At 39.0% G+C, this 1,027-nt stretch carries 1 protein-coding gene; it reads left to right on the top strand.

Annotated features, from left to right (window positions below):
- Positions 1–1,027, top strand: a 1,027-nt coding sequence (locus tag IC221_RS29220; protein ID WP_188172319.1) for a hypothetical protein, incomplete at both ends; no start/stop codon positions are given.

Raw genomic sequence — 1,027 nt, 5'->3', positions numbered from 1 at the left:
AGAACTTCGGGTATTTAGAAACTGTAAACTTGTCTGATAACCAATTGGAGGATGTAGCATTGACTACTTTTGATAATACCAATGATCAAAAAACGCAGTTCAATGTTGATAATAACCTCCTATTCTTTGATGAACTTATTGAAAATAGTGAATACATCAGCAGTTATGCAGGTCAGACGTATAGCAGTGCAGATACAGAAACAGCGACAGTCACTTTCGGAGATCCTTACTCTTACGATGGTGGTTTTGAAATCTCAACTTTAGAATACAACTGGACTAAAGTAAGCGACGGATCAACGGAAAGCTCAGCGGCAGAGTTAAGCATTCCTTCAATGACTAGTGACAATGCAGATAGTTATAGATTGAATGTCACTTCAACTTCTATCACTGGTCTAACCATCTTCACAAAACAAATTGACCTTCTATTTACACTAGGTCAGGAAGATTCAGTAGCACTATACAACTTATTCGTAGAATTAGGCACAACGCCTGATAAAGCGATTGAAATGCGTGATTGGGTCGATAATGACGGTAATCCGGTTGCTACTCAAATTGACAACTACGGTAGAGTGATCGACCTTGACCTTTCAAATAGAGATTTAACAAGCTTGCCGACGAGTCTGACGATTGGAAACTTTGGTTACCTTGAAACGGTAAATCTATCTGACAACCAATTGGAAGATGTGGCACTTACTTCATTTGATAATGCCAATGATCAGAAAACGCAGTTCAATGTTGATAATAACCTCCTATTCTTCGATGAACTTATTGATAATAGTGAATACATCAGCAGTTATGATGGTCAAACCTATAGCGGTGCAGATACGGAAACGGCGACAGTCACTTTCGGAGCTCCTTACTCTTACGACGGTGGTTTTGAAATCTCCTCTTTAGAATACAACTGGACTAAAGTCAGCGATGGATCGACGGAAAGTTCAGCTGCAGAGTTAAGCATTCCTTCAATGACTAGTGACAATGCAGATAGTTATAGATTGAATATCACTTCAACTTCTATCACTGGTCTAAC

Source organism: Flammeovirga sp. EKP202 (assembly GCF_014534745.1).
Classification (GTDB): Bacteria; Bacteroidota; Bacteroidia; order Cytophagales; family Flammeovirgaceae; genus Flammeovirga.
This window is presented reverse-complemented; position numbering and strand designations above follow the sequence as displayed.